A 26,547-nucleotide genomic window follows, 5' to 3' on the forward strand; every position below is an offset into this window, starting at 1 on the left:
AAATCCTGGGAATCTCAAATTTGGAACGTTACCTACTTTTAATTTTTTATTTGTCATCTCGATGATTTAATTTTCGTTAGTAAAAACATTAAGGATATAAAAAACTAAAATACAAGCCCCAGTTCCTTGAAATAAACATCAATCTCTTTGTCCAATTCAGCTCGTTTGGTCTCCAAAGATTTGATTTCCTGCATTACGGCTTGGATATCGATTTCTTCTTCTTCCTCAAAAGTGTCCACATATCTTGGAATATTCAGGTTATAGTCATTTTCAGCAACCTCTGTTAAAGTCGCCAAATGACTGTATTTCTCAATGACTGTCCTGTTACGATAGGTTTCCACAATTTTGTCAATGTGATTTTCTCGCAATATATTTTGATTTTTTACTTTCTCGAATTCTTTACTGGCATCAATAAATAATATATGATTAGGATCTTCTTTACATTTTTTGAAAACCAAAATACAAGTCGGAATACTTGTCCCGTAAAAAATATTGGCCGGTAAACCAATTACAGCATCTAAATAATTTTTCTGTTCAATAAGATATTTACGAATATGCAATTCTGCCGAACCTCTAAAAAGTACACCGTGGGGCAAAACAATAGCCATTGTTCCGTTCTCAGCAAGGTGATGAATCATATGTTGGACAAAGGCAAAATCTGCTTTGCTTGCTGGAGCTAATTTGCCGTATTGACTAAATCGCTCGTTACTAAGATGTAAAGGATTGGCACTCCAGTTGGCTGAAAATGGTGGATTCGCTACAATCGCTTCTGCTAACAATCCTTCGTGTTGTGGATGTTCTAAAGTGTCTTCCTGCTTAATATCAAATTTTAGATAATGCACTCCGTGAAGTATCATATTCATTCGGGCAAGATTGTAAGTTGTACGGTTCATTTCTTGTCCGTAGAAATTATTGACATCTTTTACTTCTCTTGCAACCCGCAATAACAATGAGCCTGAACCACAAGTCGGATCATATACCGATTTAAGTCTATTCTTGCCTGTAGTAACAATTTTTGCAAGAATTTTAGATACTTCTTGAGGTGTATAAAATTCTCCAGCTTTTTTTCCTGCACCACTGGCAAACTGACCTATCAAATATTCGTAAGCATCACCTAATACATCAAGTTCTGTATCATTCAATTTGAAATCAATCTCGTCCAAATGCACTAATACTTTTACAATAATAGCATTTCGAGCATCTGCTGTTCTACCTAAATTATTACTATTTAAATCCATATCAGAAAACAGGTCTTCAAAGTCTTCTTCACTTTGTGTTCCCATTGTACTTAACTGAATATTAGTCAATATCTTCTGTAAATCTTCAAGAATGAAATTGTTGCTCCCACTATTTCCTCGTTTAGCAATTTCACTAAACAATTCAGATGGTTTTAGAAAATACCCTAATGTTTCAAGAGCTTCTTCTCTAATAGCTTCAATGTATTCTAAGCCTTCGGCTGTGTTTTCATCAATATTTCTGAATTGGATTTTATCTTCTTCCAGAATGGAATTGGCATAAATTTCCATTTTTTCAGCCAGGTATTTATAAAAAATGAATCCCAAAATATAATCTCGGAATTCATCAGCATTCATCTTTCCTCGTAATGTATTGGCTATGTTCCAGAGCTGTTGCTCTAATATTTTCTTTTGTTCTTCTGACATTAAAATAGGCGTTATTTGATTAGGGATTTATCACCCCTTAAGAATCGACTAAAATACTAAACTTTTAACTTCTAAACGTTATAGCTAACTACAAAATGATCATTTTTATAGTATTGATTTAACTTAATAAAATTAATAATCGGCTTTATGTAATTGAGAACGTCTATTACAATCTTCTCCCTTTCTTCTTTTTCTTATTCATTTGGTTGGCAAACTGCTCTTCTTCGTAGTCCTCGCTTTGTGTATCGGGTAACAAATTAAATAATCCTATATTGGTATTAGGTGAATGTTTTTGCGAAATAAACTCGAAAAGGTCTTTTGTCGGCAGGTTGTCCATCGTATTCGCATTAGAAACAAAGTTTTCCTGCATATTCAATTCGGGTTTGTTTCCGTTGTTCCACCATTTGTTAAATACATTTGCAGACAGGTTTCTGTCTAATTGCGAGGCGTTCCAAACGCTACGGCTTTCGTGGTCAATAAAGGTCATACCGTAAATTCGTCCTTCACCATTACGTCTTACAACTGTATTAATACCCTGCTCGGTCAACTGCTTTTTAAAATCGGTTTCGTTGCTTGTTGTATGTATGGCAAGCTCCACAGTATTTTTCAGAACAGACCTTACAGGCGTGGTTTTCATTTTCTCTTTGGACTGCTCAAAGTGTTTTTGCAGGTGTGCAACGCCTGCATCTTTCCCGAAAAGTGATGCTTTGAACGGATTGCTTACTTTGTTGCTGTTTTCGTCCAATGCAACATACACCAATCCGTTTACGGTCTCACCGTTCCGCTCGCCTTTGACTTCTTCCGCTGTGATGTTGAAAAGTGATAGTAAAGCATTGTAACTACCCATAGTAGAAAAGTTATAATACTTTGGCAGATGCCGTACTACCGAAGCAATCTGACTTTTGATGTCTCCATTTTTATGATTTACAGGCTTGAAAACTTTATTTACTTGTTTCTGCTCCTGTTCCGTTGCCTTTTTCATATTATATTTCTGTTCAAAATCCCGACAGATAGCCATTGAGCGTGGATGGTCGTAATCATCGGGTATTTTCTTTCCGTCAATACCTACACAAGTCGAAACAATGTGGATATGTGTGCGGTCAATGTCAGTATGCTTGAAAACTATGTAAGGTTGATTACCGTATCCCATACGTTCCATATACTCCTGTGCCATTTCCGTAAACTGTTCATCGTTGACCTTATCCGAAGGATCTGGGTTCAGTGATATATGCCGAACCGTCTTTTCCGTTTTGATATTGACAGATAAATACGGTTCAAAGCATTTATTAAAATAAGCTACAGAATAACTGCCGTTCACCGTGTCGGGTATCTTGTTCAGCAATAAAACCGCTCCGTTTTCCTCATCCACTTTCTGTTGATTGTACAAAATCGCACCATACATATTACTTCCTTTTCCAATTTTTGCAACCATAATTTTACTCTTTTTTCAGATACGTCTCTTCAAATTCCTGTGTCAAACGGATGACTTCTTTCGTGACTTTTACCAATTCTATGGTTTCCTTTTCCAATTTAAACAGGTACGTTCCTGCTTTTTTCTCTGAAAAATTGCGGTACAATATCTTCGCAATCTGATTGTAATTTGTTCCGATTGCTCTAAATTGGCTAAAAAATCGGGTCAACTTTTCGTGATATTCTATTGCATCCATATCAATTTTAACGGTCTTTACTGACTTTTGAAAGATACAAGCCGTAATAAAATGAGCGATTATTTTCATTTCTGATTGGTCAAAAAGGGCAAGAAATTTGGCATTGTCCTCTGCATTCAGGTTAATGGAATACCGATTGACGGCAGGGTCATTCTTTGGTTTCCTTCCTGTTTTCCTAATCTGTTTTTTGTTTTTCTCTTCCATAATAATCCATATTTAATTTTTAATAAACGTGCGACTTCGGAGCCGTTTCCAGCTCCCTGCAAGGGCAAGTGCTTTTGAGGTGCCGAAATTCATTTCGAGTACCTCAAAAGATAACTTGCTCTGAACAGGGGGTCAGAAAAATCCGTTTTGCAAACGGATTGTAGTTAGCAGGGAAAACCCATAGCTTCCATTACAAATTTCGGTAAGACTATTTGAATAACAGCTATTTACAACAATGACAATGAACGCCAAATGATGCCGCTGAATACCACCTTAAGGCAGATTGGGACTGCTTTTAATTTCTTTGTATATGGTTAGCTGGCTGGCTGGTTATATCCTTAATGAAGTAACTAAACAGTATAAATCCCGACAGCAAATCTGCGTGATTGAATGCAGACGAATTACAGATTTTTGAGTTAATGAACTACCTAATTAAGGGTATGCAGGTGCTTAGGTAGATAGGTAATTACATAGATACAACAGTATATACGGCTGATTGCTTAGTTAACCAAACAGCTAATTGGATATAATATTAAAAATGAGAGATATGATACACGAAGAAAACAAAAATCAGCAATCCGAAAAAGAGGATTTCTCTATTGAAAATTTCCTACCTGATGAAAAGAAAGAACCTGAACAAGAGCAGAACACTTTACCGCATAGCGATGACCTTACTGCCATCGAAACAGGCGAAAAATCTGTAGAAACAGAAGATACAAAACCGATTGCAGGCAATACCAAAAGAACCGTTTCAAAACCAAAGAAGCTGACGAAAGAGGATTATTGCGTAGAGTTCTTTAAAATCCCTAAAAGGAATGCAAGCAAAGGCAAATCGGTCTATGTACGGCAGGAACACCACGAAACATTTAACAGACTTACCAACATTATGGGAATTGACAAGCTTACGATTTATGCGTATTTAGATAACATTATCGAATACCATTTTCAGGAGTTTGGGGAATTGATTAGCGAAATCTACAACGAGAAACACAAACCGCTGTTTTGATTATGGTGTTTTGTCAGGTGCGATGCGTTGCTCCCCCTTAAAATTACTTTTCAAAAGAAAAAAACAGAAAAAAAAGAAAGCCATTTTAACAAGGCGGACAGGCGAAAAAACCAAAAGGAAACGGAATAAGTCCCGAAGGGTGGCAGGGCAAACACAACCACTCGGCGAAGCCACCATATTTGCCCTGCCATTATGCCGTAGTCTTTTGGTTGGGTGGTGCGGAGGCTGTCCGCCTTATCTTTGCTCCCTTTTTTATTCTTTTTTTAATCAATTCCAATCAAAGAAAGGGTACAAAAAACACGTAACGGCTAAGGATAGGTGTTTTTTGTATGCTTTCCTTTATCCGTACAAAACTCTTTAAATGTGTGAGGGCTTTGCAAGGAAAATTTAAAGTGTTTTGAGGATTACTTTCTATTCATATTGTGCCAACATAAGCCAAATACTGCCACATAATGCCAATTGAAAACAATACATTCCCTTGTGTTCTATATTGGGCTGAAATTTTGAACCTATGGCACAAAAAGTAATACCTGACAAAGAGCAGAAAGAGAAAGAACAAATCAGAAAAAAAGAACATAGTCCTTTGATACAAGTTGATAAGCAGAGCGACCCGATTTCTAATTTCATCGCTAATTTCAAACGCCAGTTCAGGGAAGCAAAAGGCTTAATAGATTGGAACAGGCTATTTGGCGGTAAACGTGCTGAACAGTCAGAGCAATCTGTCCAGCCTGAAAGTTTAATTGGTACGACAAAAACAGTTATGCGTTCAGATTTTAAAAACGATGAAAAAAATCAGACTGTACAGAAAAACAAAAAGCCTGCTTTAAAAATGGACAATACAATCATAAAGCAACAGTCTCGTCCTAAAAGTAAGAAACCAAAGTTAGGATTATAGCCTAGTATTTGGCAACTGTACGTCAAATACCGCCATCGGATGCAACATTAAAATGACCTATGTGAATAGCTTTTATTTTAGAGGTTTAAATGATGCAGATATGGAAATAACAGTTTTAGACATTCAGATTTTAAAAGCACTGCATAGGGAAGTTAAGGAAGTTTCCAATTTGATAGCGGAAATGACTGCACCCTACAAAGCACTGCAACAGGCAACTAAATGGCTCGACCAACAGGAAGCCTGCCAATTGCTCAACATCAGCAAAAGAACGTTGCAGACGTATAGGGCAAAAGGCATTCTTGGAGCAACGCAAATTAATCGGAAAACGTATTTCAGATTATCCGAAGTGGAGTTACTTATGCAGGGAGAGCGACCATTAAAAAAGCAAAAGAAATGAAACAGATTGGAAATTCAAACGAAGATATGCTTGCCTTGCTCGAAGCTGTGGTAGGCATCAAAAATGAACTGCTGTATATCAGAGAATATTTCCACCCATTACTAAAAGGGGAAATCTATCTGTCAGGCGAACAGGTTTGCGAGATGTTACACATCAGTAAACGGACATTGCAACAGTACAGGGATGACGGACTGATACCTTTTATCAAGCTCGAACGGAAAATCTTGTTTCGTGAAAGCGATATTGTAAAAGTATTGGAAGATAACTACCAACAGTAGTCTATCAACTTCGTTACTTGGTTTCATTATACTTTAAGCCCAAAAATCTATTTTCTTTTGTAAATGATGCTCTTTTTACATCACTAACATTAAATGAAAGTTTACCATTTTGAGAAGCTAATTCTATCAAGTCACTATTCAACGTAACGATATATTGAAATTCATTAGGACTCTTTTCATTGTAGCCATAAAGAAAATTTAAACTTTTTTCAATAGAATCATCATCCTCGAAAATATTATCGTGGATTAAAAAACCGGGATGATATTGTTTTGTATATTCATTAAGCATTAATGAAATGTCATAGATGAAAACTTTCATTCTTTCAGTAGAATGACTACCATCATCATCAGTTCTCATAACAAATTCAACAACACTTTTATTTTTTGTTGTCTTGATATCGAAATGAGCCTCCCTGTTACCCATTATTTTTTCGTGAATCTCTAAAATTGTTTCTCTAAAACTCTTAATGATTTTAGCTTTTTGATATAGTTCTTCGTCAAAATCAGAAATTAGAACTGTTTTTTCTGCTTCCAATAGCTTTTTATCTCTTTCAGCAGTATCATATCTTTCAATCAAGGAACGAAGGTTACTTAGTTCGCTGTTTTTGTCATTGAAGATTTTTATTGAAGTTTTCAAATCCCTTAAAACTTCTCCTTTATCTATAAGACTAATTTTTTGAGAATAATCATTGTCTAATTTTCTAACTACTTCATTTAGTTGGTTAAGTTCTTTTTTTAAAGCAGTTAATCGATCATTTACAATAGAACTTCTAAAGCCATCTATTTTATTTTTAAACTCCTTTAGGTCATCCAAAGATTTTTCTACTAAATCGCCTAATCCTTGTTTGAACTGATTAAATATTATAGAAATTTCATTTTCATTAATATTTTCAGGCTTTGGCAAAGAATCAATTTGCTTAATCTCGTATTTGATAGCTTGTTGACGTATTCTAAGTTCTGACAGTTTATTTTCCAATCTAACTAAATCTTCCTGAAGTAATTCAAAGGATTCATTATTTTTCAACCCTTCAATAGATTTATTGACTTTTAAAACTTCACTTTCCAACTCATTTAAATGAGCTTTGGCATCCTGAATTTTGAGTTCATTATTTTGAGTTACTAATTTTTTTATTTCAGTGAAGTACACTTTTCTTTTTTGCAAGTCATCATTCAATGTTTTAATCTCTGAATATTTTTCAAGACCTAAATTCAAATAAAAAAGGTGAGGCCCAAAATCAGAAGGTATTCTTTTTTTTGTATCGTGGGATTGAATTAAGTCTTTAAATTCTGACCTTTCATCTCTGATAATGGGTTGTAATAAATTTCTAAAACTTAATCGTTTTAAATTGGCTGGGAAGAGTTCAAAATATAAAGTGCCTAAATAATCTGAGGCATCATCTAATCTATTAAAAATCTTTTCTTCTCCATTAACAAAAATGAATATTTCTTCTTGATTTTTTATTGAACGAGAGATAGTGATTTTTTTATCATTAAAGTCTAGGTCTAATTTAATTTGACTTTCAGTTATATCAGAATATTTCTTAGGAATCAAATTTAATCTACTATCTGGTATTCTCTTAAGCAGACAAAAGTTTATGAACTCTATACAAATAGACTTACCTACACCAATCTTTTTATTGGTGCTTTCTGCCTCTTCTCCCATAATGATATTTATCCCATATTCAAAAGAAATGGGTTCGAATATCTGCGGTTCGCTGTATAGTCTGTTAATCTTAATCATTTCTGCTTTCTGACATAAATAAAGGGTTCTTTAAAATCAATTATTCCGGATGAATATAAAAATGCAAGCCCAAAGAACATATGCCTGTAACGTGTGATATTATACTTTTTAAGGTCTTTAGATAACTCAAAAATAGAAATCTTATCTACTTTTTGACGTTGAATATTTTTCAAAATCAAAGAAGCAACATATACAGATGATGTTTTTATATTTTCGTCTTTAGATACTAACATTCTTAATTATTGGGAAAAACATTACAATTGATTAATTCGTCTAACAAATAAAACTTTATAGCAATTTTATCGAATTTAATTCCGTTTTCGGAAAGTTTGCCATAAAATAACTCAACTAACTTTTCTAATGCTACCTGAGGATTATTACTTTCAACTGTTAAAATCTTGTCACTTTCATCTTTTAAATAACTCGATATTTTAATTGCTTTAACTCCATCGATTACTCGTTTAGCTTCAATCAATGGTTGCTGATAAACTGTACAAAGTTCTGTGTATAAATTTATCAAAAAAACGCTATGTTCTGAAAATCTCTTATAGATTTTAAATTGCGGGTCTACATTTTCCGGTTTCTCAGATATACTACGGTTATCATCTTTGCTTAGATATTCTATCAAAGCCATTATCGTTTCTACTTCATTGGATTCTGTCTTCTTCCTTTCTTGTAAAATTTGTTCATTAAGAAAATCTGCGATGCTTTTAAGCTTAACTAAGTCCGTAATGTTGTTTATTTCTGCTAAAATTTTCTTTATATCAAGGACATCTTCTTTATGATTGAAGTTATTACCAAATTTTGTTCTGTAATCTTTAGCATTCTTAGCTATTAATAATATTTTCAATTTATAATCCTTGCGAGAAGAGTCTTTGAAAAATCCGTCAATAGCCTCTTTTATTTTCTTGTTGTCGTTTTGAGACGTTACTTGGATAGCTAATTTATTTTTGGTGTCAAGTAAGTCAATATGGGCAAAATTGTTTTCTATGAAATTCGTATTATCGAATTCATAACCTAATAAATTGAAAAAATCTCTATAAAAATTTTCTGCATAAACATTAATATCTGTTAAATTGAGAGAATTAAAAAGCTCTACCTCTGTTTTGAGATAAGCCAATCTTTTTCCAATTAATGTTAAATACAAATGTCTATTATCCATATAAATAATTACTGCAATATACTGATTTTAATTCTTGCAAAGATAGATAAATAATGTACGAAATAAGCTTTTAGAATGTCATTCTAAAAGCTTATTTGTAATACTAGAAAACATTCTCAGAGGATAGAATAGGTTATAAACATAGAAAGTCTGTAACTTGACAGGGAATTACTGTTTAAATTTAAAAACTCAGTCCATTGGTTGAAATAATGGACTAAGCTGGTTTTTTATGAACAATCTATAAGTTTGCAACAAAGGACTCCTCCATACCCTTGAATTTATGTGATACCTTTTGCATATCCTTACCAACTTTTTCGTTGAGAATTTTTGCATAAATCTGAGTGGTAGCAATATTCTTATGCCCTAACATTTTGCTCAAACTTTCTAACGGAACACCCTCGCTTAAAAATAACGTGGCAAAGGTATGACGAGCCAAATGAAAGGTTACTTTCTTTTCTACAAGGCAGTCAATCAGTTGAGATATGCTCTTTAAGCTGTCATTACAAATCGTATTTGATGGTACAGGAAATACCTTTCCGTCCTTTGACAATCCTGCATATTTTTCAATAATCATTTTTGGAATATCCAAGAGCATCACGTTTGATGATGTAGCTGTTTTCTTTCTTCGCACAATAATCCACCTGTTACCGTCAAAAAAATCTTGGATATTGCTGTTTTTAAGTCCTTTCATATCTGAATAGGAAAGACCTGTAAAGCAACTGAAAACAAACAGGTCTTTAACTAATTCGTCTTTCTTTTTATCGCAGTTGAACGTTACGAGCTGTTCCAATTCATTACGCAATAGATAACCACGGTCTTTATCCTTTTTGGCATTCTTGTATTCGCTGAACGGATTAAAAGCAAGATGCTTTCTGCTCATTGCCAATCGGCAAAGCGTAGTAAATCCAATCATATACAGCCAAATGGTGTTGTGTGTTAAACTTTGGTCGTCACGCAGGTAGTAATCAAAATCCTGAACAAAATCAGGTGTAAGGTCGTTAAAGGACACATCGGAATAACCGTATTTTGTAAGTGCAAAATTTCTAAGATGTTTTAAAAGTATTTTGTATTTACTGCGTGTGCCATTTACCCGAAGTCCGCTATTAACCTTTTTCTCGTAGTCGGACAAGAACTGTTCATAGAATTTGAAAAAGGTCAGTTCTCCGCTTTCCATTCCAAGAAAGGCATTTTTAAGTTTAGCACTGTTTACAAACCCCTCGTTCTTCAGAATTTTGGAATAGCATTCCTCAATACCCGAACGAATTTTGTCAAGTTTGCTGTTTGTGTCTTGAGCTTCTCGGCTTTTACCTAAAACCCTGCCGTACTTCAAATCCCAATTTGTTGCGGAAATATCCAGCTTGGTACTGAATGCAGACTGTTTGCCGTTTACGGTAATTCTGCACATAACCGTAACTTTTCCGTTTTTCTTTGGGGCGTTCTTTTTAAGGTAGAACAATACCTTAAACGTTGATTTTTTTGTCGTTTCCATACTCACAATTCTTAATGATAAAATTAAACCTATGTGAGCTACGGAACAATATGAAAAACTATGCAGAAAACTGAAATACAGTATTTTAAAACGATTATTTCTAATATTTAAAAGTAACGTTTTAGTAACCTTACTTTTGCCAAAGCTCGCTTTTTCCTGCTTTTTACCTCATTACCAAAAAATCATAAAACGGCTGTAAAGTCTTTATTTACAACCGTTTTACCTATTTTTAATCTTTGATGTATTTTTACTGAAACTTTATTTTAAAGTCTCGGTATCCCGGATAGGGTTGCAAATATCCGACATTCCAGTTACTCTGCAAAAGAGATTCGACAAATTCATCGTCTCTGTATTTGTAAGGATTGTATTCTTTTTTCAGTTCAATGTCTGCTGCGTTCCCTTTGACGTTCCACCAAAAAGCGCTCCACCCCCCTCTAAGGTCCTTAATGATCTCATAGACGTTCTTTCCCGTGGCGCGGTGCATGAGTTTGGCAAAGACTTGTCCCTCAGAAGTGGTTAAATTCCGAAGCTTCTCTTCGTACTTACTTGCGAGTTCATTTTGCTTCTCTTTCGCATATTTGCGTTGGTCAGAAGAACTCATTTGGGCAAGGGTGGTTTCTAAGGTTCGGTACTGCTCTAGGGCCGTTAGAAAAAGAGGATACACCCGATTTAGTTTCTTGTTGAGAAAGAAATAATAATTTCGGTCAAGTTCGTTATTAAAATGGGGCTTTTTTTGCAGCACGAGTTCGTCCATGACCACCACGGTTTCCCCGTCAATCTCATAGATTTTTGCTTTTTGCCTCGCATCGTAATAAAACTTATTTCCGAACTCATCGGTTTGAAGGCTGCTTGCGGGGTATTTGGATAGAGGTAAGGCGATGGTATCGTTCTGCGCTTTGAGTAGAGAACTCCCGAAAAGCAGAACCAAAATGCCTGTTATCTTGTATAATTTCATTATTTTTACAACACTTAAATTCAAGCATTAAAACTACAAAAAACATTCCCTTTCATGAAATTTGATAAAAAATCGATAAAGTTCCTTGAAACCTATTTAAACACGGCCTCTCCCACGGGGTATGAACGAGGCGGACAAAAAGTTTGGATGGACTTTTTAAAGCCCTATGTTGATGAAATTAAAGTGGATCATTACGGAACTTGCTACGGAATTATTAACCCAGAAGCGGAATTTAAAGTGGTTATTGAAGCCCATGCCGATGAAATATCCTGGTATGTGAATTACATCACCGACGAAGGTCTAATTTATGTCATTAGAAACGGAGGCTCCGATCAAATGATTGCGCCTTCCAAAGTGGTGAATATTCATGGAGAAAAAGGAGTGGTGAAAGGAGTCTTTGGGTGGCCTGCGATTCATACACGAGGAACGAATTCAAACGAACCGGTGCCCAAAATTGAAAACATCTTTATTGACTGCGGAGCCAGCTCCAAAAAAGAAGTAGAAAGTTTGGGAATTTATGTAGGGTGCATGATTACGTATCCCGATGAATTTTTCGAATTAAATGACAAATATTTTGTGTGTAGAGCCCTAGACAACCGCATGGGTGGCTTTATGATAGCACAAGTAGCCAAACTTCTTAAGGAAGGCAAAAAAGACCTTCCGTTTGGTCTTTACATCGTGAACTCTGTTCAAGAGGAAGTAGGACTCTATGGAGCCGATATGATTGCGGATACGATTAAACCCAATTTAGCGATTGTAACCGACGTGACGCACGACACCTCCACTCCAATGATTGAAAAGAAAAAAGAAGGGGATCAAAAATGCGGAGAGGGCCCCGTTTTGTTCTACGCCCCGAGTGTTCACCATAACCTTCGAGAACTCATTGTAGAGCGCGCCAAGGCAAAAAAGATCCCTTTTCAAAGAGCCGCGGCTAGCCGTGCTACCGGAACCGACACGGATGCGTTTGCGCATTCTAACGGCGGCGTTCCAAGCGCCCTAATCTCCTTGCCGCTTCGCTATATGCACACCACGGTTGAAATGGTGAGCAAAGAAGACGTGAAGCACGTGATTGAGCTTATCTACGAGACGCTCCTTGCGATTACCCCAAAAATGAATCTTAAGTACCACTAAGCCTTCGGCTAATAATTTATTTTGAAACAATGAAGAACCGACTAATTGCTCCTTCCCTACTTTCCGCTGATTTTGGAAATCTACAGCGCGACATTGAAATGCTTAATAATTCGCAAGCGGACTGGCTGCACGTAGATGTCATGGATGGACGTTTTGTACCCAATATTTCTTTTGGGTTTCCTGTAATGAAGCCCATCAAAGAGCACGGAAAGAAATTTATAGATGTGCATTTAATGATTCTTGAACCTGAAAATTACGTGGAGCAATTTATTTCTCACGGTGCGGATTTAGTCTCAGTTCATTACGAAGCTTCGCGACATCTGCACAGAACCGTCACTCTAATTCAGGACAAAGGAGCCAAGGCTGGAGTGGTTTTAAACCCTTCTACCCCTGTGATGATGTTAGAAGACATCATTGACCAAGTGGATCTGGTTTTGTTAATGAGCGTGAATCCGGGTTTTGGAGGGCAGAAGTTTATTGAAAACACCTACAAGAAGATTGCAGAGACCAAAGATTTAATCTTAAGCCATAATTCCACAGCTTTAATTGAAGTGGACGGAGGTGTAAATCTCGAGAATGCGTCTCGCCTCTTTGATGCAGGTGCAGATGTACTCGTGGCAGGCAATGCCGTGTTTTCTCACGAAAGTCCAGAGCGCGCAATTGAACTCCTTAAGCTATAAAGGATCGTGCAATTGATACGCTTATAAAAAGTCAGCTTTTGCTGGCTTTTTTTATACCTTTAATCCATGGAAACTTACCCAACATCAGTATTATCCGACCACCAGAAAGAGGCTCTACGAAACCTGTGGAATACAGAGTATCCTAGTAGACTTGAATTTGAATCTCTAGAAAGCGTAGATCGTTATTTAGAAGGGCTCAGTGAAGCAAGACATTATCTCCTTATGGAGAGCGAGAACATTGTGGGCTGGGCAGCTCGATTCAAAAGAGAGGATCGGTCCTGGTTTGCTGTAATCTTGTCAAAAGAAGTGCAGGGCAAAGCAGAAGGCACAAAGCTCTTAAATCTGTTGAAACAGAAAGAACAGGCACTTTATGGTTGGGTGATTGATGGGAACGAGGAAGTGAAAAAGGATGGCACTTTCTACAGGTCTCCTTTGGAATTCTACCTTAAAAATAACTTCGTGGTTTTAGAAAACGAAAGGCTTGAGCTCCCTACCCTTTCTGCTGTGAAAATAGTTTGGAGAGCAAGGTAGATAGAACCCGCCTCGGTTTAGCATTTAATTGGAATAGCTTATCGCTCAAAAAATAAAGAAGCTGCCTCTAAAAAAGAGACAGCTTCTTGCTATTTAAAAAACGGGGTGAAGAATTATTCTCCTCCTTCCATTTTCTTTTTAAGTGCTGCAAGCGCATCGATATCACCTAGGGTTGTTTTTTCATCCCCAGTGGAAGCTGCTGGCTTGTTAGAAGAAGAGTTAGAACCTGAGTTCGATCTTCTTTCTTCGTCTTTAAAAGTACCGGTGTGGGAAACCACAACTCTTTTGAATTCTTTGTTGAATTCAATTACTTTAAATTCAGCTTGTTCTCCTTTTTTGATTTTAGATCCATCTGCTTTCTCTAATAATCTTGAAGGACAGAAAGCTTCTACTTCAGCATCTTCGAATTGAACTTGAGCTCCTTTGTCAAATACGTCAGTTGCAGTTCCTGTAAGAACGGTTCCTTCTGCATATTTGCTTTCGAATTTATCCCAAGGGTTCGCTTGAAGTTGTTTGTGACCTAAAGAAAGTCTTCTAGCCGCTGTGTCAAGTTCAAGAACGATAACTTCTAGTTTATCGCCTACGTTGCAGAACTCAGACGGATGCTTGATTTTCTTAGTCCAAGAAAGGTCAGAAATGTAGATAAGACCGTCGATTCCTTCTTCTAGTTCCACGAACACACCAAAGTTGGTGAAGTTTCTTACGGTTCCCACGTGCTTAGATCCTACTGGATACTTAGCCTCGATGTTTTCCCATGGATCTTTGTTCAATTGCTTGATACCTAAAGAAATTTTTCTGTCTTCTCTATCTAAAGTAAGCACTTCTGCTTCCACTTCGTCTCCAACTTTTACAAAATCTCCTGCACTTCTTAAGTGAGTAGACCATGACATTTCAGATACGTGGATAAGTCCTTCTACTCCTGGAGCAATCTCTACGAATGCACCGTAGTCAGCAAGAACTACTACTTTACCTTTTACTTTATCTCCTACTTTTAAGTCTGCAGAAAGAGCATCCCAAGGGTGTGCTTCCAATTGCTTCATTCCCAGTTGGATTCTTGTTTTCTCATCATCGAAATCAAGGATAACCACTTTCACAGTTTGTCCGTCTTCTAGGATTTCAGATGGATGGTTCACTCTTGACCAAGAAAGGTCTGTAATGTGAATTAGTCCGTCTACGCCACCAAGGTCCACGAATACCCCGTAAGAAGTGATGTTCTTAACGGTTCCTTCAAGAACTTGACCTTTTTCAAGTTGTGCGATGATTTCTTTTTTCTGATCTTCGATATCGGCTTCGATAAGCGCTTTGTGAGAGACCACCACGTTTTTGTATTCAGGGTTAATTTTAACCACTTTGAATTCCATGGTTTTTCCTACATACTGATCGTAGTCTTTGATAGGCTTCACATCAATTTGAGATCCAGGAAGGAAAGCTTCGATACCGTGGATGTCCACAATCATACCTCCTTTTGTTCTAGACTTCACAAATCCGTTTACAACCTCACCTGTATCATGAAGTTCGTTCACACGATCCCAAGCTTTAAGCGTTCTTGCTTTTCTGTGAGAAAGTTGAAGTTGACCTGTTTTGTCTTCTCTACGGTCTACCATTACTTCTACTTCGTCACCTACGGTAAGGTCAGTTCTGTAACGGAATTCGTTCAGCGAAATCACCCCTTCAGATTTGAAGTTGATGTCTACAATCGCTTCTTTGTCAGTAAGTCTTACGACTTTCCCTACAAGAACGTCATTGTCTTGAAGGTTTTTAAGCGAACCGTTGTAGATTTCTTCAAGGTCGCTTTTTTCTTTTCTTGCATCCGCGTCTAATCCAGATTCAAATGAATCCCAATCAAACTGTTCTGGTGCTACGTTTTGGTTTAATAAAACCTCCGCTTTGTCTGTCGTTTCTGACATAAAATAAATAATTTGTATTCAATATTTTTCAATTTTGGCTCAATGTGGTATAATGAAAAATAGAGAAGATGTTAATTGTTAATGTTTTAACTGTGCCAAATGCCTCCACAAAAAGTGGTGCAAAAATACGCAAACTATTTAATATTGACAATGGATTTTTTAATTTACTTAAGAGTACGCAGCACTTCATTTTATTTCTTTTTTTTTTGTGTAAAAATTAGTAGCCAGCTCCCGGGCAAGAAAACGATCCGGTAGAACCGGATTTGATTTTATTGCGAGCTTGGATTGCTTTATTCACTGATGAAATATCTAAAAAAGGCTAGCTTTTTGAGGAGTTACCGCTTTGCGTGATCTATTGCTATTTCCTGGAACTTGGTTTTCTAAAGGTATTGACTTAGTATTGCTAAAAGCCAAACCAGTATTGGTATGCGAAATTTGTGATAATACCAATGTTGAAACTAAAAAAAAGGAATAATTAGAATAATATATACATATTGTGTATAATATATTTTTTGTATATTTGATTTCTAAATAATTATTTATGAGAAAGAACATTGACATTGAAGAAAGCACATTGACGAAATTAAAAATATTATCTGCCTTCGAAGAATTAAGTGTAAAATCATTGATGGAAAAAGCGGTTTCTTTTTACGTAGAATATAAAGAACAGGAAAGACTAAAATCTTTGTCAGCCGTAGAAAAAGAAGATTTGGGTTTATTGCTGCTTATGCAACAAGCGGATCGAGCGGATGTTATCAACCGTGACGAACTAATGAGTGCTTTGGACTAATGGACGTCATTATTTTAAGAAGTTTTCTAAACGATGTCAAAAAACTTAATGATAAAAATTTAAAAAATAAAATTAAAGATTTTATTTTAGAAATTGAAGGTGCAAAATCATTAGATGAAATCCATAATATTAAAAAATTAAAGGGTTATTCAACTGCTTATAGATTAAGAATAGGAGATTTTCGATTAGGATTTTATAAAGATGGAAACAGTATTGAATTAGCCCGCTTTGTAAAAAGAAATGATATATTTAAAGTATTTCCTTAAATAAACTCATAACCTAATTGACATTTAATTGCTTGTAATTTTAGAACAGATTCTTGCGGATTTGGGTGCATATGCACTTTTGTGTATACTGAGTCTGAAAAGGTTTGTTCATTTTGGTCAAAATTGACCTTCGAACGTGGCTCAATAACGCCTACGAAAAATATAGCAAACTACACTAACTTGTACGTTTCTAATCATAGTGATTTTTTTTCACATGTCTTGTATTTGCTTTGCAATCTCATTTTCACTTCATTCTTTGCATTCAAAATCGTTGCTTTTAGGAAAAAAGAAGCTTTCAGTAATACTAAATATCTACTAGAGCAGATTTAAAAAAAATTACCTTTGCAAAATGGAATTAAAATCAATTTACCAAAACCTGCAGATTCAGGATATGAATCAAATGCAGAAATCTGCCTACAAAGCTTCTGAAAATGAAAAAGACCTTCTGCTTTTGTCTCCTACAGGTTCAGGAAAGACTTTGGCGTTTTTATTTCCAATTTTAAGGAGTTTAAAAAAAGACTTTTCGGGAATTCAGGCGCTCGTTTTGGTTCCCTCTCGTGAATTGGCACTTCAAATCGAACAGGTTTTCAAATCGATGGGAACCGATTACAAAGTTTCGGTGTGTTATGGAGGGCATGATAAAAAAATTGAAATGAATAATCTGATCGAAGCTCCAGCTTTATTGATTGGAACTCCCGGCAGAATTGCGTACCATTTAAATAATGACAATTTCGACCCGACTCCTATTAAAACTTTGGTTTTAGATGAGTTTGATAAATCCTTGGAATTCGGTTTTCATGACGATATGAGTTTCATTATTAATGAAATCCCTTCTCTCTCCCAAAGGATACTTACCTCTGCCACTGCAATGCCAGAAATCCCCAGTTTTACGGGTCTCCACAATGAAGAAATTGTTGATTTTTTAAAAATTAAGGAAGCAAAACCCGATCTTCAGTACCGTAAAGTGCTGACGACTTCCGAGGAAAAATTGGATACTTTATTTACACTTTTGTGCAAAATAGGAAACCGAAGAACTCTCATTTTCTGCAATCACCGCGATGCTGTGGACCGAATTTCAGGACTTTTAAGAGAAAAAGGAATAGCTCGCGAGACTTTTCACGGCGGAATGGAACAAGACGAAAGAGAACGAGCCCTTTTAAAATTCAAAAATGATTCTTCACGAATTTTAATTACGACCGATTTGGCTTCGAGAGGTTTGGATATTCCAGAAGTGGAATCGATTGTTCATTACCAATTGCCACCTAAAGAAGACGCGTTTATCCATAGAAATGGAAGAACCGCAAGAATGCACGCGAAAGGCTTTGTGTTTTTATTAATGACCGAGGAGGAGCGTTTTCCTTTCATTAAAAACACGATTCCGCAGGAGGTTCTAACGCAAGATTATAAAATGCCTTCTAGAACTCCCTTTCAAACCCTTTATTTTAGCGCTGGAAAAAAAGACAAAGTAAACAAAGGCGATATTGCTGGGTACTTAATTAAGAAAGGCGGATTGGAAATGGAAGATATTGGACTTATCGAAGTGAAAGACACTACTTCTTACGCTGCTGTAAATCGGAAAAAAGTAATGGATGTACTAAAAAAGCTTGCAAACGAAAAATTGAAGAATAAAAAGTTGAAAATTGAAATCGCAAAATAATTTTCCAGATTTCAACCTTTCCTTTTCTGAAAATTAATGTATTTTTGAAATTGTGATTCCTTTAAAATGAAATTAAATTTACCAGACAAACTCTATTATTCCATTGGAGAGGTTGCTAAAGCCTTTGATGTAAATACCTCGCTTATCCGGTATTGGGAACAAGAATTTCCGATTCTTCGTCCCAAAAAGAATAAAAAAGGAAATCGGTATTTCACCCCAGAGGATGTCAAGAATTTAAAAATCATTTATCATTTGGTCAAAGAAAAGGGCTACACGTTAGACGGAGCCCGAATTGCGCTTACTACCAACGCGAAAGTATCCGAGACGGTTTCCATGATTGATCGACTTGAGTTTGTGAAATCAGAACTCTTAAAACTAAAAGATTCCTTGGTAGATAAGCCAGAAGAATAACAGGAGATTTCCTCTCCTGTCCTCAAGGCTTGTTTTTTCTTTACTCGCTAGTTTTTGAGGAGTCCTCCACCATTTCCAAAAGTCCGCTAAGCTCCTCAGGGGTTAATTCTCTCCATTTCCCTAGCGGTAGATCAAGATGAATATTCAACACGCGGATTCTCTTTAATTTCTTCACCTCGTAGCCTAGGTATTCGCACATGCGTCGAATTTGTCGGTTCAGGCCTTGAGTAAGTACAATACGAAAGGTCATTGTGTCAATTTGTTCGACCTCGCATTTTTTGGTGATCGTATCTAAGATGGGCACTCCCCCACGCATTTTTTCTAAAAACTTTGGAGATATAGGTTTGTCGACCCGAACGATGTATTCTTTTCCGTGGTTGTTTCGGGAACGAAGGATTTTGTTGACTATGTCGCCGTCCGAAGTAAGAAGAATAAGTCCTTCGCTTGGTTTATCGAGTCTTCCAATGGGAAAGATTCTCCTTGGGTGGTTAATGTAGTCAATGATATTGTTCTTCTCGCGTTTCGTATCCGTGGTACAAACAATCCCGATGGGTTTGTTGAAGGCGATATAAAGGGGCGCCTCGGTGTCTGGTTTTACAGGTTTTCCATCCACTAGAATCACGTCATTGGCGGTTACTTTCGTACCTTTTTCGGGCACCTGACCGTTGACTGTGATGCGTCCTTCGTCTAGGAGTTGGTCCGCTCCTCGGCGAGAACAAAATCCGATTTCGGATAAATACTTATTAATTCTAATTTCTTCCACTATGCGGTTGTAAATTCAAATTCTGGGTCTAATATCGATTGGAGGGCATCGTCTACATGGTACTGCCCAATTTTAGTTCGTCTGAGTGAAGTTAAATAGCCTCCCACTTCCAATCCCTGTCCGATGTCATGCGCTAAAGAACGAATGTAAGTTCCTTTGGAACAGCCCACTCGAAAATGAACAAAGGGCAAATCGATTTCGATTTGATCTAGGTAGGTGATGGTGGTAGGTCTTGACTTCATCTCCACTATTTTGCCCTCACGAGCTAAATCGTAGGCTCTTTTACCTTCTACCTTAAGGGCAGAGAAAATGGGCGGAGTCTGCATGATTTCTCCCTCAAAGGTTTTGAGGACTTGCAAAATTTGAGACTCTGTAATTCCAGAAATGTCCCTGGGACTAATCTCCGGTTTTTCTGTGTCGTACGACTCCGTCTGTACGCCTAATTTGATTGTGGCGAGGTACTCTTTCGGAGCGTCCTGGATCTTCGAGATTTCTTTGGTCGCTTTGCCTGTACACACAATAAGTAGGCCTGTCGCTCTTGGGTCTAGGGTCCCGGCATGCCCCACTTTTATTTTTTTAAGTTTAAACTCTCGTTTTAGAGCAAACTTAATCTTATTCACGGCTTGAAAGGACGTCCAGTCTAGGGGTTTGTCGACGAGTAGGATTTTTCCCTCTTGTATTTCTTCTAATGTCATTGGCTCACTTTGGCTGAATTTTTACCTTACGCAAATTGGGTGAAGTAAATAAGTAGTACGATTCCCACTACGATACGATACCATCCCCACGGTTTAAATCCGTATTTGGTCAGAACACCAATAAAAAACTTGATTGCGATTACAGCCACAATAAAGGCAATCGCATTGCCCACAAGAAAGAGCATTAGGTTGTTTCCTGTCATGAGCATTTCGTATCCTTTTTGCTCAACTCCTTGATGATTCCATGATTTTAAAAACAAAGAATAAACGGTCACAGCAAGCATGGTGGGCACCGCTAGAAAGAAAGAAAATTCAGCGGCCGCTTTTCGAGTTAGCTTTTGTTGCATCCCCCCGATAATGGAAGCTGCACTTCGTGAGGTTCCAGGCATCATGGCCAAACACTGCCAGATTCCGATTAGAAAGGCCGATTTGAAACTTACGTCCTTTTCATCCTCAATAACAGGTGAGGTGAATAATTTATCGATAAAGAGTAGAATCACTCCGCCTACAATTAACATAATGGCGATGGGCACAGGATCTCCTAATACCGCCTCAATTTTATCATCAAATAATTTCCCTAGAATAAGGGCCGGCAGAACTGCGACGGCTAGTTTTAGGTAGAAATTCAAATTTTTGAAATTAAAAAATTTCTTCCAGTACAAAAATACAACCGCGAGTATCGCTCCAAACTGAATGGAAACCTGAAACATTTTGACAAATTCGTCTTCTTGAATTCCAAAAAGGGAACTAGTGAAAATCATGTGCGCAGTCGATGAGACAGGTAAAAATTCGGTCAGTCCTTCGATGATCGCAATAAGAATCGCTTTAAATAAATCCATAAGGGTAAGATAAGAGTGCTAGTTCGACTTCTTTAAGTTGCGAACTTTATAAAGTTACTTGCTTCGTTTTAAAATGGCATACACTTCTACACAAAAGCCGAGAAGAATAAGAAGAGGAGCAATTCGAATTCTTACGATAGAGAAGATCCCATCGTTCCACACATTGGGGTCGAATTTCCCATCTACTGTATTCGCATCCGGTCCCAGCATTAGGATGTATCCTAAAGCAATCAGACCTAAACCCACAAGCATCCATTTGAAATTTTCCTTTCCAAAATAAAAGGTGCTTTCGAGTTTACTTTCCTTTTTGTTTGTCATCTTAACTGTAATATAAATCGTCAATATTAGAACGTAGGAATCTCCAAGTAGCAAAAATGGTACTTACCACGGTTATTAAAACTCCAATGGCGAGTACTAGTGCAATAAGCCAATAGTATTGAGGGTCGTTTTCCATGAAAGCCTGCCCGATTTGGCTCGTAAAGTAATACCATACACCGAACAAAGCGAGAAGTCCAATGACAGAACCAATGAGACCTAAAAGCATGGCTTCTAGAACAAAAGGCTTTAAAATAAAACGTCTGCGGGCTCCCACGAGTTGCATCGTCTTGATAATAAAACGTTTGGAGAAGATTTTTAGACGAATGGAGTTGTTAATTAAAACCACGGCTAAGACTAAAAAGAGGAGGGAAAATCCTAAAATCCATTTTAGAATTCGGTTTAAATTGTTGTAGACATCCACCATTAAAGAACTGTTGTTCTTTACGTCCACAATTCCTGCGACGCTTGAGATTTGCTTGATTGCATCGTCAATTTTAGCAGGATCAACGTACTCAGGTTTTAACGCCACTTCCACAGAAGAAGGAAAGATGTTTGTGTCAAACAACGCTTCGCTATCGATGCCCATGCTTTTTTTTGCCTCGTCACTTGCCATTTCTCTAGAAATGTACGTCGCGCGTTTTACGGGAACTAAGACTTGAATCTTTTTAAAAGCTTCTTCTTCTAGTTTCGCAATCTTCACAGAGTCTTTCGCATCGTAATTTTCATTAAAATAAGCATTCACGACAAGCTGCTCTTTAATATAATCGGAGTACTTTTGGGCATTGATTAAAATAAGCCCCATAAGTCCAAGCAAGAACAACACAAGCGCAATCGAAATTACGACGGTAATATTACTGGAACGCAATCTTCGTTTATTAAAATCATCAACCGTTTTAGCCATCAATACAAAATTTTCGGCTAAATTAGAAAAAAACTTCCGAAATTTGCCGGATTACGGGATAAAAAAAGATGTTAAATAATCCTAAAGCACCTTTTGTCTCGCAAGAAACCAACCTTAATAAAAATAATCTCAAATTATGAGTGTCAAAGCGAAAAAACACCTGGGTCAACATTTCTTAACGGACCAAAACATCGCCAGAAAAATTGTCGAGAGTCTTTCTTATGAAGGGTACGATCAGGTGCTGGAGGTTGGTCCGGGTACAGGCGTGCTCACGCAGAGCCTCTTAGAGAAAGAGCAGAAATTGTTCTTAGCCGAGATTGATTCGGAATCCATTGCCTATTTAAAGGAGAATTTCGAGGCAATTGACGAGCGCAATTTTGTGGGAGATTTTCTCAAAACAGATTTTGCTTTTACAGAAGGAAAACCTTTTGCCGTGATTGGCAACTATCCTTATAATATTTCTTCGCAGATCCTTTTTAAGGTTGTAGACTACGTACACCAGGTGCCTGAGATGGTCGGAATGTTTCAAAAAGAAGTGGCCGAGCGTTGTGCGGGTGTGCCCCGAACCAAAGATTACGGCATTCTTTCCGTATTGATTCAGGCCTACTATAAGGTGGAGTATCTTTTTACGGTCCACGAAAATGTATTCAATCCTCCCCCGAAAGTGAAATCGGGTGTCATTCGCTTGGTTCGCCAAGAAAGAGAAGACCTTGTGGGCATTGAAGTCCTTTTTAAACAAATCGTGAAAAACGGCTTTGGGCAAAGAAGAAAGAAACTTTCCAATGCTCTAAAAGCCCTTGGAATCCCGGAAGAATTAAAATCACACGCCTTTATGGACAAACGCGCGGAGGAACTCAGTGTCGAGGATTTTATTGGGTTCACTCATTTGTGGAAAGATGCAAAGTAAAGAGCAGTAGAATTTCCCCTTTTTTGATTTAAATTTCAAAAGCCAAGGGTTTTTAGGCCATAATGCCTATTTTTGCGCAACGAATTCCTTTAAAACTTAAAAAACGACCTGATTTTGACTGAACCGATCCTTAACCTGAAAGAGCTTTTAAAAGAAGGCATTTCTCAGCGAAATGTAAGTGAAGTCTCTGCATTGCTTGTAGAGATGGAGGCGGTGGATATTGCGAATTTCTTTGAGCATTTAGACCAGGAAGGGCAAAAGTTCGTTTACGATTTGATGGGCAACGAGCAGTCTGCTGAAATGCTTCTTGAAATCGATGAGGACCAAAGAAAGAAATTCTTAACCCAACTTTCCTCCAAAGAAATTGCGGATGAGATTATTGGGGAGATTCATTCGGACGATGCAGCCGATTTAATCGCGGAGCTATCGGAGAAACAGCAGGACGAGATTATCAACCATCTGGACGATGAGGAGCATGCTCAGAACATTGTGGATCTACTTCGCTACGACGAAGATACGGCCGGAGGGTTAATGGCCACGGAGCTAGTAAAAGTAAGCCAAAACTTATCCGTCATCGCGGCGGTGAAAGAAATGCGTAAGCAGGCGGAAGATTTGGATGAAGTCTACTCTATTTACGTGGTCGACGAATCCGAGAAACTCCTGGGTACTCTAAGTTTAAAAAGACTCTTAACGACGTCTTCCACTTCAAAAGTAGTGGATGTATACAACAGTAAAATTCGCTGGGTGAAGGACAATGACGAGGCGGAAGAAGTGGCCCGTTTCATGCAACGGTACGATTTATTTGAAGTCCCCGTCGTAGACTCTCTGAACAAACTCGTAGGTCGCATAACCATTGATGACGTTTTAGACTTTATTAAAGAAGAAAACGAAAAGGATTACCAGTTGGCCTCAGGGATCTCGAGTGATGTGGACCACACCGATAGTCTTTTCCAAATGACCAGGGCGAGGCTTCCTTGGCTCGTCATTGGAATGGTGGGTGGACTTGTCGGGTCTCGAGTTCTGCAAGGAAATCAGTCTGCGTTACAGACGGAACCTGTTCTTATGTTCTTCGTTCCTTTAATTGCGGCGACGGCCGGAAACATTGGAGTGCAGGCCTCCGCGATTATAGTACAAGGTCTTGCGAACGATACCTTAGGAAAGGATACCTACCGTACGCTTTTAAAAGAGGTTAGCGTTTCTGCAGCTTCGGGAGCTATCTTAGCTCTATTAATCTTTGCTTTCAACCTTCTTTTCAATCACCACGATTTGACCATTTCGCTGACCATTTCGATTTCGTTATTGGCTGTGATTATGGTGGCGGCGGTCATTGGAACCGTGGTGCCCATTGTTTTGAACCGAAATAAGATTGATCCTGCCATTGCGACGGGACCCTTCATTACGACGTCAAATGACATCCTAGGGGTGCTTATTTACTTTGCCATCGCAAGGATGATGCTACACATTTAGAAAAATTTCTACTCCTTCGTCCTTAAAGTTCCTTGGTCACTCCCAGACCAAAGAGCGCAAAATCATATTTGGCAGGATCGGTAGGATCCATCTTTCTTACTGTGAGATCTAATTCTCTTACGGTTTTCCAATCGTTTTGAACTCGCTCGACAAGACCTAGTTTTCTAGAGATATTTCCCGTGTGCACGTCGAGAGGAACCGATAAGTATTTGGGATCTAGGGATTCCCATAGGCCAAAATCCACCCCTCGGGTACTGGATCGTACCATCCAGCGCAAATACATCATGATTCGTTTGGCTGCAGAGTTTTTATAGGGCGAACTCACGTGTTTAGAACTGCGGTGCTTCGTAGGGCCTAGAAAAGAAGTTCGAAACCGCTCGATTCCATGGTAGAAATCCGTTTCACCCTCCTGCAATTGAAAATAAGACTCTAAAGAGTCCCTCTCTTTATAGAGACGTTTCAGGTTCCAAAGAAACTGCTTTAAATCCTCCCCATTAAAGGTTCTATGAACCGATCGATCCGTTAAAAAGTCCAGATCGCGCTCCGAAAAAGAGAGAACAAAATCATAGGGGTTGTTTCCCAGGTGGTTCATCATTTGGGTAGCGGAATTGATGATGGATTTTCGATTTCCCCACGAGATGGTGGCGGTCAAAAACCCGGCGATTTCTATGTCCTGTTTAAGCTCAAATCGATGGGGAATTTGCATCGGATCGTGCTCGATGAAATCAGGATTTTGAAATTCCTCTGCCTTTTGGTCTAAAAAGGATTTTAATTCTTCAAAATGGATCATTTGAAATAAGGATTTAGTAAGCGTATTCTACCCTATTTTTACTCTCTCGAGTTGAGTGGGTAAAAAGCTCGCGGCAAAAACCTCTCTTGCTTCCTGAGTGAACACACTGCGATCATGGTATCGATTGGAGAAATGACCTAAAATTAGTTTGCCTACGTTTGCCATTTTTGCAATCTTAGCAGCCTCAAGCGCCGTAGTATGTCCGGTATATTGAGCCATTTCTTTTAAATCGTCTAAGAACGTGGCTTCGTGGTACAATACATCCACTTCCTTTATAAGTGGCACGATGGATTCTAAATAGCGAGTATCGCTGCAAAAGGCATAGGAAACCGGCGCACTAGGAGCCGTGGTAAGGATTTCATTCTTTAATACATACCCGTCGCTCAGCTCAAAATCGTTCCCTGCTTTTAAGAGATGGTAATCGCATTTTTCGATTTCTTTGTATTTGGCAATCTCTGCCATATTTAAATGACGGTCTTTTGGTTTTTCTTTGAATAAGTATCCATTGCAATAGATGCGGTGATCGAGTGGAATCGTGTGCACTTCCAATCTTGCATCTTCATAAATTAGTTCCGATTCGTTCGAACTAAGCTCATGGTAAATCACTTCGAAGCCTTTGTGGGTCTCTGTTAGGCGAAAAATGGTTTCCAACATTTTTTTGATTCCTTTCGGTCCATAGACATGCAGCGGGATCTCACGGCCCAGCAGTCGAAAGGAAGCGATGAGTCCGGGAAGTCCAAAACAGTGATCGCCGTGCAAATGAGAAATGAAGATATGGTTGATTTTGGAAAACCTTGCTTTGGCTTTGCGCAGCTGCACCTGGGTGCCTTCGCCACAGTCAATAAGAAAATGCCTCTCCTCCATCTCCAAAAATTGGGCGGTGGGTGAGGAATTAATCGTGGGAATGGCTGAGTTAAAGCCTAGAATAGTGAGGTAGCTGCTCAATCGTTGAAATTAATAAATACCGGGAGGATGCCCGTGAAAACAAAGTTAAAGAAAATAAGTGAATTTGTAGTGCTCTAGGGAGGCTGCATTGAAA

The 26,547-nt window shown here is 37.9% G+C and carries 29 protein-coding genes; 13 read left to right on the forward strand and 16 right to left on the reverse strand.

Annotated features, from left to right (window positions below):
* Positions 1-104: 104 nt before the first annotated feature.
* The 3 genes from ACX3PU_RS09530 to mobA form a co-directional block, all read right to left on the reverse strand.
* A complete protein-coding gene (locus ACX3PU_RS09530; protein ID WP_459084807.1) occupies positions 105-1,661 on the reverse strand; it encodes a type I restriction-modification system subunit M in 1,557 nt (518 codons plus the stop codon).
* 166 nt (positions 1,662-1,827) lie between these two features.
* Complete coding sequence (mobB, locus tag ACX3PU_RS09535) at positions 1,828-3,093, reverse strand: conjugal transfer protein MobB (RefSeq protein WP_459084808.1); 1,266 nt, start codon at positions 3,091-3,093, stop codon at positions 1,828-1,830.
* 4 nt (positions 3,094-3,097) lie between these two features.
* On the reverse strand, positions 3,098-3,532 hold the full coding sequence (gene mobA, locus ACX3PU_RS09540) for a conjugal transfer protein MobA (protein WP_459084809.1): 435 nt from the start codon (positions 3,530-3,532) through the stop codon (positions 3,098-3,100).
* Between the two features lie 547 nt (positions 3,533-4,079).
* Here mobA and ACX3PU_RS09545 point away from each other — a divergent pair.
* The 4 genes from ACX3PU_RS09545 to ACX3PU_RS09560 all read left to right on the forward strand — a co-directional run bounded on the left by ACX3PU_RS09545 (position 4,080) and on the right by ACX3PU_RS09560 (position 6,108).
* The gene (locus ACX3PU_RS09545) at positions 4,080-4,538 is read left to right on the forward strand and encodes a DUF3408 domain-containing protein (protein ID WP_459084810.1); all 459 of its coding nucleotides are present in this window, start codon (positions 4,080-4,082) and stop codon (positions 4,536-4,538) included.
* A 511-nt stretch (positions 4,539-5,049) separates the two neighbouring features.
* On the forward strand, positions 5,050-5,433 hold the full coding sequence (locus ACX3PU_RS09550; RefSeq protein WP_459084811.1) for a hypothetical protein: 384 nt from the start codon (positions 5,050-5,052) through the stop codon (positions 5,431-5,433).
* A 100-nt stretch (positions 5,434-5,533) separates the two neighbouring features.
* Positions 5,534-5,830 (forward strand): helix-turn-helix domain-containing protein, encoded by a 297-nt coding sequence (locus ACX3PU_RS09555; RefSeq protein ID WP_076752779.1) that lies wholly within the window; start codon positions 5,534-5,536, stop codon positions 5,828-5,830.
* Complete coding sequence (locus tag ACX3PU_RS09560; RefSeq protein ID WP_084016016.1) at positions 5,827-6,108, forward strand: helix-turn-helix domain-containing protein; 282 nt, start codon at positions 5,827-5,829, stop codon at positions 6,106-6,108. The genes ACX3PU_RS09555 and ACX3PU_RS09560 overlap by 4 nt, the downstream gene beginning before the upstream one ends.
* A gap of 13 nt (positions 6,109-6,121) precedes the next feature.
* Here the strand turns inward: ACX3PU_RS09560 and ACX3PU_RS09565 are convergent, their stop codons facing one another.
* The 5 genes from ACX3PU_RS09565 to ACX3PU_RS09585 form a co-directional block, all read right to left on the reverse strand.
* Positions 6,122-7,771, reverse strand: coding sequence for a DUF2326 domain-containing protein (locus ACX3PU_RS09565; protein WP_459084812.1), 1,650 nt, complete (start codon positions 7,769-7,771; stop codon positions 6,122-6,124).
* Between the two features lie 74 nt (positions 7,772-7,845).
* Positions 7,846-8,082, reverse strand: coding sequence for a hypothetical protein (locus ACX3PU_RS09570; protein ID WP_076506217.1), 237 nt, complete (start codon positions 8,080-8,082; stop codon positions 7,846-7,848).
* Positions 8,083-8,084: 2 nt separating this feature from the next.
* Positions 8,085-9,011, reverse strand: coding sequence for an SMEK domain-containing protein (locus ACX3PU_RS09575; RefSeq protein ID WP_084016012.1), 927 nt, complete (start codon positions 9,009-9,011; stop codon positions 8,085-8,087).
* 238 nt (positions 9,012-9,249) lie between these two features.
* The gene (locus ACX3PU_RS09580; RefSeq protein WP_459084813.1) at positions 9,250-10,500 is read right to left on the reverse strand and encodes a site-specific integrase; all 1,251 of its coding nucleotides are present in this window, start codon (positions 10,498-10,500) and stop codon (positions 9,250-9,252) included.
* Between the two features lie 247 nt (positions 10,501-10,747).
* Positions 10,748-11,455, reverse strand: coding sequence for a DUF4294 domain-containing protein (locus tag ACX3PU_RS09585; protein WP_459084814.1), 708 nt, complete (start codon positions 11,453-11,455; stop codon positions 10,748-10,750).
* Between the two features lie 54 nt (positions 11,456-11,509).
* Between ACX3PU_RS09585 and ACX3PU_RS09590 the strand changes: the two genes are divergently transcribed.
* From ACX3PU_RS09590 to ACX3PU_RS09600, 3 genes are all read left to right on the forward strand, one after another.
* A complete protein-coding gene (locus ACX3PU_RS09590; RefSeq protein ID WP_459084815.1) occupies positions 11,510-12,586 on the forward strand; it encodes a M42 family metallopeptidase in 1,077 nt (358 codons plus the stop codon).
* A gap of 29 nt (positions 12,587-12,615) precedes the next feature.
* Positions 12,616-13,266, forward strand: a complete 651-nt coding sequence (gene rpe / locus ACX3PU_RS09595) for a ribulose-phosphate 3-epimerase (protein WP_459084816.1) — start codon at positions 12,616-12,618, stop codon at positions 13,264-13,266.
* 66 nt (positions 13,267-13,332) lie between these two features.
* Complete coding sequence (locus tag ACX3PU_RS09600) at positions 13,333-13,797, forward strand: hypothetical protein (protein WP_459084817.1); 465 nt, start codon at positions 13,333-13,335, stop codon at positions 13,795-13,797.
* Positions 13,798-13,910: 113 nt separating this feature from the next.
* Here the strand turns inward: ACX3PU_RS09600 and rpsA are convergent, their stop codons facing one another.
* Complete coding sequence (gene rpsA, locus ACX3PU_RS09605; protein ID WP_459084818.1) at positions 13,911-15,704, reverse strand: 30S ribosomal protein S1; 1,794 nt, start codon at positions 15,702-15,704, stop codon at positions 13,911-13,913.
* A 541-nt stretch (positions 15,705-16,245) separates the two neighbouring features.
* Here rpsA and ACX3PU_RS09610 point away from each other — a divergent pair.
* The 4 genes from ACX3PU_RS09610 to ACX3PU_RS09625 all read left to right on the forward strand — a co-directional run bounded on the left by ACX3PU_RS09610 (position 16,246) and on the right by ACX3PU_RS09625 (position 18,828).
* Entirely contained in the window at positions 16,246-16,494 is a 249-nt protein-coding gene (locus tag ACX3PU_RS09610; RefSeq protein WP_459084819.1) for a hypothetical protein, read from the forward strand.
* On the forward strand, positions 16,494-16,760 hold the full coding sequence (locus tag ACX3PU_RS09615) for a type II toxin-antitoxin system RelE family toxin (protein ID WP_459084820.1): 267 nt from the start codon (positions 16,494-16,496) through the stop codon (positions 16,758-16,760). The genes ACX3PU_RS09610 and ACX3PU_RS09615 overlap by 1 nt, the downstream gene beginning before the upstream one ends.
* Before the next feature lie 349 nt (positions 16,761-17,109).
* The gene (locus ACX3PU_RS09620; protein WP_459084821.1) at positions 17,110-18,417 is read left to right on the forward strand and encodes a DEAD/DEAH box helicase; all 1,308 of its coding nucleotides are present in this window, start codon (positions 17,110-17,112) and stop codon (positions 18,415-18,417) included.
* Positions 18,418-18,483: 66 nt separating this feature from the next.
* Positions 18,484-18,828 carry a MerR family transcriptional regulator gene (locus ACX3PU_RS09625; RefSeq protein ID WP_459084822.1) on the forward strand — a complete coding sequence of 115 codons (345 nt, stop codon included), beginning with the start codon at positions 18,484-18,486 and terminating at the stop codon, positions 18,826-18,828.
* Positions 18,829-18,868: 40 nt separating this feature from the next.
* Here ACX3PU_RS09625 and rluF read toward each other — a convergent pair whose 3' ends face one another.
* The 5 genes from rluF to ACX3PU_RS09650 are packed head-to-tail and all read right to left on the reverse strand — an operon-like array spanning position 18,869 to position 22,344.
* Positions 18,869-19,591 carry a 23S rRNA pseudouridine(2604) synthase RluF gene (gene rluF, locus ACX3PU_RS09630; protein WP_459084823.1) on the reverse strand — a complete coding sequence of 241 codons (723 nt, stop codon included), beginning with the start codon at positions 19,589-19,591 and terminating at the stop codon, positions 18,869-18,871.
* Positions 19,591-20,286, reverse strand: a complete 696-nt coding sequence (gene truB, locus ACX3PU_RS09635) for a tRNA pseudouridine(55) synthase TruB (protein WP_459084824.1) — start codon at positions 20,284-20,286, stop codon at positions 19,591-19,593. Before truB ends, rluF begins: the two co-directional genes overlap by 1 nt.
* 26 nt (positions 20,287-20,312) lie before the next feature.
* On the reverse strand, positions 20,313-21,125 hold the full coding sequence (locus ACX3PU_RS09640) for an undecaprenyl-diphosphate phosphatase (RefSeq protein ID WP_459084825.1): 813 nt from the start codon (positions 21,123-21,125) through the stop codon (positions 20,313-20,315).
* A 54-nt stretch (positions 21,126-21,179) separates the two neighbouring features.
* Positions 21,180-21,443, reverse strand: coding sequence for a DUF3098 domain-containing protein (locus ACX3PU_RS09645; protein ID WP_459084826.1), 264 nt, complete (start codon positions 21,441-21,443; stop codon positions 21,180-21,182).
* Position 21,444: 1 nt separating this feature from the next.
* The gene (locus ACX3PU_RS09650) at positions 21,445-22,344 is read right to left on the reverse strand and encodes a cell division protein FtsX (RefSeq protein ID WP_459084827.1); all 900 of its coding nucleotides are present in this window, start codon (positions 22,342-22,344) and stop codon (positions 21,445-21,447) included.
* 136 nt (positions 22,345-22,480) lie between these two features.
* On the opposite strand from ACX3PU_RS09650, the gene rsmA reads away from it, so the two are divergent.
* Together rsmA and mgtE are read left to right on the forward strand one after the other, a co-directional pair.
* Positions 22,481-23,251: a 16S rRNA (adenine(1518)-N(6)/adenine(1519)-N(6))-dimethyltransferase RsmA gene (rsmA, locus tag ACX3PU_RS09655; protein WP_459084828.1), complete on the forward strand. Its 771-nt coding sequence runs from the start codon at positions 22,481-22,483 to the stop codon at positions 23,249-23,251.
* Between the two features lie 114 nt (positions 23,252-23,365).
* Complete coding sequence (mgtE, locus tag ACX3PU_RS09660) at positions 23,366-24,718, forward strand: magnesium transporter (protein WP_459084829.1); 1,353 nt, start codon at positions 23,366-23,368, stop codon at positions 24,716-24,718.
* Between the two features lie 22 nt (positions 24,719-24,740).
* On the opposite strand, the gene ACX3PU_RS09665 is transcribed toward mgtE, so the two are convergent.
* Positions 24,741-25,508: a TIGR02757 family protein gene (locus tag ACX3PU_RS09665; protein WP_459084830.1), complete on the reverse strand. Its 768-nt coding sequence runs from the start codon at positions 25,506-25,508 to the stop codon at positions 24,741-24,743.
* Between the two features lie 27 nt (positions 25,509-25,535).
* Positions 25,536-26,453: a ribonuclease Z gene (locus ACX3PU_RS09670; protein ID WP_459084831.1), complete on the reverse strand. Its 918-nt coding sequence runs from the start codon at positions 26,451-26,453 to the stop codon at positions 25,536-25,538.
* Positions 26,454-26,547: the final 94 nt, after the last annotated feature.

The organism is Chryseobacterium sp. A301, assembly GCF_054489425.1.

What these genes read in the sequence shown, in the direction of transcription:
- ACX3PU_RS09530 (WP_459084807.1), bottom strand. Translation starts at nt 1,661, where the DNA reads ATGTCAGAAGAACAAAAGAAAATATTAGAGCAACAGCTCTGGAACATA.
- mobB (WP_459084808.1), bottom strand. Translation starts at nt 3,093, where the DNA reads ATGGTTGCAAAAATTGGAAAAGGAAGTAATATGTATGGTGCGATTTTG.
- mobA (WP_459084809.1), bottom strand. Translation starts at nt 3,532, where the DNA reads ATGGAAGAGAAAAACAAAAAACAGATTAGGAAAACAGGAAGGAAACCA.
- ACX3PU_RS09545 (WP_459084810.1), top strand. Translation starts at nt 4,080, where the DNA reads ATGATACACGAAGAAAACAAAAATCAGCAATCCGAAAAAGAGGATTTC.
- ACX3PU_RS09550 (WP_459084811.1), top strand. Translation starts at nt 5,050, where the DNA reads ATGGCACAAAAAGTAATACCTGACAAAGAGCAGAAAGAGAAAGAACAA.
- ACX3PU_RS09555 (WP_076752779.1), top strand. Translation starts at nt 5,534, where the DNA reads ATGGAAATAACAGTTTTAGACATTCAGATTTTAAAAGCACTGCATAGG.
- ACX3PU_RS09560 (WP_084016016.1), top strand. Translation starts at nt 5,827, where the DNA reads ATGAAACAGATTGGAAATTCAAACGAAGATATGCTTGCCTTGCTCGAA.
- ACX3PU_RS09565 (WP_459084812.1), bottom strand. Translation starts at nt 7,771, where the DNA reads ATGGGAGAAGAGGCAGAAAGCACCAATAAAAAGATTGGTGTAGGTAAG.
- ACX3PU_RS09570 (WP_076506217.1), bottom strand. Translation starts at nt 8,082, where the DNA reads ATGTTAGTATCTAAAGACGAAAATATAAAAACATCATCTGTATATGTT.
- ACX3PU_RS09575 (WP_084016012.1), bottom strand. Translation starts at nt 9,011, where the DNA reads ATGGATAATAGACATTTGTATTTAACATTAATTGGAAAAAGATTGGCT.
- ACX3PU_RS09580 (WP_459084813.1), bottom strand. Translation starts at nt 10,500, where the DNA reads ATGGAAACGACAAAAAAATCAACGTTTAAGGTATTGTTCTACCTTAAA.
- ACX3PU_RS09585 (WP_459084814.1), bottom strand. Translation starts at nt 11,455, where the DNA reads ATGAAATTATACAAGATAACAGGCATTTTGGTTCTGCTTTTCGGGAGT.
- ACX3PU_RS09590 (WP_459084815.1), top strand. Translation starts at nt 11,510, where the DNA reads ATGAAATTTGATAAAAAATCGATAAAGTTCCTTGAAACCTATTTAAAC.
- rpe (WP_459084816.1), top strand. Translation starts at nt 12,616, where the DNA reads ATGAAGAACCGACTAATTGCTCCTTCCCTACTTTCCGCTGATTTTGGA.
- ACX3PU_RS09600 (WP_459084817.1), top strand. Translation starts at nt 13,333, where the DNA reads ATGGAAACTTACCCAACATCAGTATTATCCGACCACCAGAAAGAGGCT.
- rpsA (WP_459084818.1), bottom strand. Translation starts at nt 15,704, where the DNA reads ATGTCAGAAACGACAGACAAAGCGGAGGTTTTATTAAACCAAAACGTA.
- ACX3PU_RS09610 (WP_459084819.1), top strand. Translation starts at nt 16,246, where the DNA reads ATGAGAAAGAACATTGACATTGAAGAAAGCACATTGACGAAATTAAAA.
- ACX3PU_RS09615 (WP_459084820.1), top strand. Translation starts at nt 16,494, where the DNA reads ATGGACGTCATTATTTTAAGAAGTTTTCTAAACGATGTCAAAAAACTT.
- ACX3PU_RS09620 (WP_459084821.1), top strand. Translation starts at nt 17,110, where the DNA reads ATGGAATTAAAATCAATTTACCAAAACCTGCAGATTCAGGATATGAAT.
- ACX3PU_RS09625 (WP_459084822.1), top strand. Translation starts at nt 18,484, where the DNA reads ATGAAATTAAATTTACCAGACAAACTCTATTATTCCATTGGAGAGGTT.
- truB (WP_459084824.1), bottom strand. Translation starts at nt 20,286, where the DNA reads ATGACATTAGAAGAAATACAAGAGGGAAAAATCCTACTCGTCGACAAA.
- ACX3PU_RS09640 (WP_459084825.1), bottom strand. Translation starts at nt 21,125, where the DNA reads ATGGATTTATTTAAAGCGATTCTTATTGCGATCATCGAAGGACTGACC.
- ACX3PU_RS09645 (WP_459084826.1), bottom strand. Translation starts at nt 21,443, where the DNA reads ATGACAAACAAAAAGGAAAGTAAACTCGAAAGCACCTTTTATTTTGGA.
- ACX3PU_RS09650 (WP_459084827.1), bottom strand. Translation starts at nt 22,344, where the DNA reads ATGGCTAAAACGGTTGATGATTTTAATAAACGAAGATTGCGTTCCAGT.
- rsmA (WP_459084828.1), top strand. Translation starts at nt 22,481, where the DNA reads ATGAGTGTCAAAGCGAAAAAACACCTGGGTCAACATTTCTTAACGGAC.
- ACX3PU_RS09665 (WP_459084830.1), bottom strand. Translation starts at nt 25,508, where the DNA reads ATGATCCATTTTGAAGAATTAAAATCCTTTTTAGACCAAAAGGCAGAG.